The 4,279-nt window shown below is 73.5% G+C and carries 6 protein-coding genes; 1 reads left to right on the forward strand and 5 read right to left on the reverse strand.

Annotated features, from left to right (window positions below):
• On the forward strand, positions 1–313 hold a 313-nt coding region (locus AOK24_RS07815), incomplete at its 5' end, for a helix-turn-helix domain-containing protein (protein ID WP_167376816.1).
• Positions 314–417: 104 nt separating this feature from the next.
• Here the strand turns inward: AOK24_RS07815 and AOK24_RS07820 are convergent.
• The 5 genes from AOK24_RS07820 to AOK24_RS07840 are packed head-to-tail and all read right to left on the reverse strand — an operon-like array spanning position 418 to position 4,219.
• Positions 418–1,632, reverse strand: coding sequence for a cytochrome P450 family protein (locus tag AOK24_RS07820; protein ID WP_055719316.1), 1,215 nt, complete (start codon positions 1,630–1,632; stop codon positions 418–420).
• Entirely contained in the window at positions 1,629–2,867 is a 1,239-nt protein-coding gene (locus tag AOK24_RS07825; protein WP_055719317.1) for a cytochrome P450 family protein, read from the reverse strand. Before AOK24_RS07825 ends, AOK24_RS07820 begins: the two co-directional genes overlap by 4 nt.
• A complete protein-coding gene (locus tag AOK24_RS07830; protein WP_055719318.1) occupies positions 2,864–3,460 on the reverse strand; it encodes a GTP-binding protein in 597 nt (198 codons plus the stop codon). Before AOK24_RS07830 ends, AOK24_RS07825 begins: the two co-directional genes overlap by 4 nt.
• Positions 3,435–3,797 carry a DUF742 domain-containing protein gene (locus AOK24_RS07835; protein ID WP_055719319.1) on the reverse strand — a complete coding sequence of 121 codons (363 nt, stop codon included), beginning with the start codon at positions 3,795–3,797 and terminating at the stop codon, positions 3,435–3,437. The genes AOK24_RS07830 and AOK24_RS07835 overlap by 26 nt, the downstream gene beginning before the upstream one ends.
• Positions 3,794–4,219 carry a roadblock/LC7 domain-containing protein gene (locus tag AOK24_RS07840; protein WP_055719320.1) on the reverse strand — a complete coding sequence of 142 codons (426 nt, stop codon included), beginning with the start codon at positions 4,217–4,219 and terminating at the stop codon, positions 3,794–3,796. The genes AOK24_RS07835 and AOK24_RS07840 overlap by 4 nt, the downstream gene beginning before the upstream one ends.
• Positions 4,220–4,279: the final 60 nt, after the last annotated feature.

Here is a 4,279-nt window from a genome sequence, read left to right on the forward strand (position 1 = left end):
CCTCCTCACCGCCCCCGCGCTGCGCACCTGGGCGCACACCCTCCTCGCCCGCCTCGACGCCGACCCCCGCGACCTGCGCGGCACCCTGCGCGCCTGGATCGCCGCCCAGGGCAACGCCGAACGCGCCGCCGACGCCCTCGGCATCCACCCGCAGACCGTCCGCGACCACGTCCGCAGCGCCGAACCCGTCCTGGAGCGCCAACTCCTCGCCCCCGGCGGCGACCTGTACGAAGTGGTGCTCGCCCACCTCGTCACCGGAGACGTCCCCGGCCCGGCGAACCCGGACGAACCGGGCGGCCCTGTGCACAGGTGAGCCCCGGCCGGGCATCCGTGCGATTCACACCCCGGACCCTGGTGTGTACGTTCACAGGTCATCGGGGTGCGACCAGGGCGGGGGACCGGTCGCACCCCACGAGATCAGCCCCGCAGCCGCACCGGGATCTCCTGCCACCCGAACGCGATGAACGACGGCACCTGCTTCAAGTCGTCCGTCTCCAGCGCCAGTCCGGGGAACCGCTCGAACAGCGCGGCCAGCGCGTACGACGCCTCCATGCGGGCCAGCGGCGCCCCGATGCAGCGGTGCACACCGAGCCCGAACGCCAGGTGGTCGTCCGCGCCGCGCGCCGCGTCGAAGACGTCCGCGTCACCGCCGTAGTGCGCCGGGTCGACGCCGGCCGCCGCGAACGTCGTCAGGATCGCGTCCCCGGCCGGGACCGCCACCCCGCCGACCGTCAGGTCCTCCACCGCGAACCTGAGCGGCAGCGACGCGATCGACGGGTGCACGCGCAGCGTCTCGTCGATCACGCCGTCCCAGGACAGCTCCCCGGCGCGGACGGCCGCGAGCTGCTCGGGGCGGCGCAGCAGGGCCACGACCGCGTTGCCGATCAGGTTCACGGTCGTCTCGAAGCCGGCGCCGATCACCAGCAGCAGCGTGTACAGGAGTTCCTCGTCGCTGAGCCGGTCGCCGTCCTCGTCGCGCATCCGGATCAGCTCGGTCGTCATGTCGTCGCCCGGCTGTGCCCGCTTGCGCACGATGAGCGTGCCGAGGACCGCGCCGATCTGCTCCTGCACGAACGCCGCGTGCTCGGGGGAGGGGTCCGAGGTGTCCATGATGGCCGCGATCAGCCGCCCCGTCGCGTCCCGCAACTCCTCGGGGACACCGAACAGTTCGCAGATGATCCGCATCGGCAGCGGATGCGCGAGCGCCGCCCGCAGATCGACGGCGTCCGCGCCCTCCAGGGCGTCCAGCAGCTCCGTCGTGATCGCCTCGACGCGGGGCCGCAGCGACTCCGTACGGCGCGCCGTGAAGCTCGGCGCGACCAGCCTGCGCAGGCGCGTGTGGTCCTCGCCGTACGTGGAGAGCATGTTGACGACGCCGACCCAGCCCAGCACCCAGCCCCAGGACGGGTGTTCGGGCACCTCGGGCCACAGCCGCCAGTGTCTGCGCGGGTCCTTGCTGACCCTCGGGTCGAGGAGCAGGTCCTTCAGCGTGTCGTACCCGGTCGGCGCCCACGCCGGGATCCCGCCGGGGAGCTCCACCGGCACGATCGGGCCCAGGGCGCGTAACCGCGCGGACTCGGCGGGGATGTCGGCGCCGAACGGGTCGATCGCGATGCGGTCGGTCACGGTCACGGGAGATCTCCAGGCTGGTCGGGGGTACGGGGGGTGAAACGGACGGGCAGGGCCCGCAGGGACCGGTGGAACGGGCCCGGCCGCCAGGCGAGCCGCTCGCGCGGCAGCACCGGTGCGAGGTCCGGCAGCCACTGCGTCAGGCGCTCGATGGCCTCGGTGACGATGAGCAGCGTGTGCTGCTTGACCGGGCACGCGTGCGGGCCCGCGCCCCACGACAGGTGCGAGGCGTCCGAAGGGTGCCGGCCGCCGGTCACCTCGCGCTCCGCGAAGTGCCCGAGCGCCCCGTACGAGACGACCACCGGGACCGTCTCCGGCAGCCACACGCCGTGGAAGGCGACCGGCTCGCGCGCGTAGTAGATGCCGTAGTTGGCGAGCGGCGTCTCGTGGTGCAGCACCTCCACCACCGCGTCCATCACCGGACGCGCGCCGCTGGTCAGCGTCGAGTAGTACACGTCGTTGCCCAGGATCCGCGACAGGGTGTTGGAGACCAGGTTCGCCGTCGGTTCGAGACCGGCGCCCAGCGTCAGGAACACCTGCCAGGTGACCTCCTCCTCGGTCAGCCCGAGCGGATGGTCCAGGAGCCGGCTCGGCAGGTCCTCGCCGGGGTTCTCGGCCTTCGCGGCGACCAGGTCCAGGACGTACCCGGCGTACTCCGCCTCACCGGCCGCCGCCTCCGGGCCGCCCTCCATCATCCGCGCCAGGCCCCGGTGCAGCCGGTCGCCCTGGCTGTCGGGCAGCCCGAACAGGTCGTTGAAGACCAGCGCCAGCAGCGGGCGCGCGAACTCCTCGACCAGGTCGGCCTCGCCGCGCGGCCCGATCCGGCCCACCACCAGCCGCACCGCCCGGTGCACGCGGGCCCGCAGATCGTGCGGCTCGACCAGGTCGAACACGTCCAGGAGGGTACGGCGGTAGCGGACGTGGGCCGCGCCGTCGGAGAACAGGGCGTTGGGCCGCCAGCGCATCATCCCCAGCACCGGCGAGTCCACCGGGACGGTCGTCTCCCAGGCACGCGGGTCGTGCGAGAACGTCGCGTCGTCGTGCAGCACCTCCAGCGCCGCCCGCCGGTCCGTCACCACGAACGCCGTGACCCCGGGCGCCAGTTCGGCCCAGCCGACCGGGCCCTGCGCGCGCAGCGCCGCGTAGTAGCGGTACGGGTCCGCCGCGAAGTCGTCCTCCCACAGCCGCACGGGGGCCGAACGGGAGAAGTCGCGCTGGTCCGGGGGATAGGTGGTCACCGGGGCTCCCTGGCGATGAGGTGGTCGACGAGCGCGAGCAGCGCGTCGATCGAGGAGTTCGCGTCCCGCGCGTCGCACGTCACCATCGGCGTGCCCGCCTCCAGGTCCAGCGCGCGCCGCACCTGCTCGTCGGTGTGGTGGCGGGGCGAGTCGGGGAACGCGTTGATCGCGACCGCGTACGGCAGCCCGCTGTCCTCCACCAGCCCGAGCACGTCGAACGACGCCCCGATCCGGCGGCTGTCCACCAGCACCAGCGCGCCGAGCGCGCCGTAGGAGATGTCCTCCCACAGCTCACGGAACCGCTCCTGGCCCGGCGTACCGAACAGGTACAGCACCACCCCGCCGGGCAGGCTGATGCGGCCGAAGTCGATCGCGACCGTGGTCGTCGTCTTCTCCCGCACGCCCGCGAGGTCGTCGACGTGCGCGGACGCCTGCGTGAGGCGCTCCTCCGTGTGCAGCGGCGTGATCTCGGAGACGGAGTCGATGAGCGTGGTCTTGCCGACCCCGAACGGGCCCGCGACCAGGATCTTCACCAACTCCTGTGCGCTGTCCGGGAGATGCGGGGGGCTAACGCTTGAGGGCGCGGAGGCCATCGGCCACTCTCTTCAGCAGGTCGGGGTCGTAGTGCGCGGCGGACGCGACCGGGGCACGGGCGAGCAGCAGCTCCCGGTCCAGCAGACCGGCGATCAGCACCCGCACCGCCGACACGGGCAGCCGGAGCACCGCCGCCACCTCCACGAGCGCCAGCGCACCCCCCGACAGCGCGTCCAGCACGGCGAGTTCGGCCGCCGAGAGCCCTTCGGGGAGCGGTACGGCAGGGTCGCGGGCCAGGACCGTGAGCCGCTCCAGGCGAGGGCGGCTCGGGCGGGCGACGCCGCCGGTGGACAGGTAGGCGGGCACCAGGGGCCGGCCGGGTGGACGCCCCGTCACGCGGGTCCGGCGTCGTCGGCTCCTCGGGGCACCGCCGCCATGGCCTTCTCGCCGAGCCGCGCGACCTGCGAGTGCACGCGGTGCGCCAGCAGATCCAGGCGGACGTCCGCGGTGCCGTACGCGGCGACACAGGTCCCGTGGTCCGTCGGCACGATCAGCACGTACCCGAGGTCCGACTCGATCACCACCTGCCGGACGACGGCACGCTCCGCGTCCGCGAACGCGGCGGCGGCCGTGCGGCAGGCGCCCTGCACGGTGCTCGTGATCGCCGCGACGCGCTCCGCCGAGGGCTGCGAGAGGGCGTCCGTGTAGCCGGTGATCAGGCCGTCGCGGGTCAGGATCACCGCCGCGATCACCTGCGGCACCTCAAGAATCGGCTCCAGCACCCAGGCCGTGTTGTCACCCGTCTCGGGAGTGGTCATCGCGTGGGGTCTCCTTGGCGTTCGGTCCGCTCGAAGTCTGGGTGGGGGTCGGGGTGGTGG

It is taken from the genome of Streptomyces niveiscabiei (assembly GCF_001419795.1).
GTDB classification, from domain to species: Bacteria; Actinomycetota; Actinomycetes; order Streptomycetales; family Streptomycetaceae; genus Streptomyces; species Streptomyces niveiscabiei.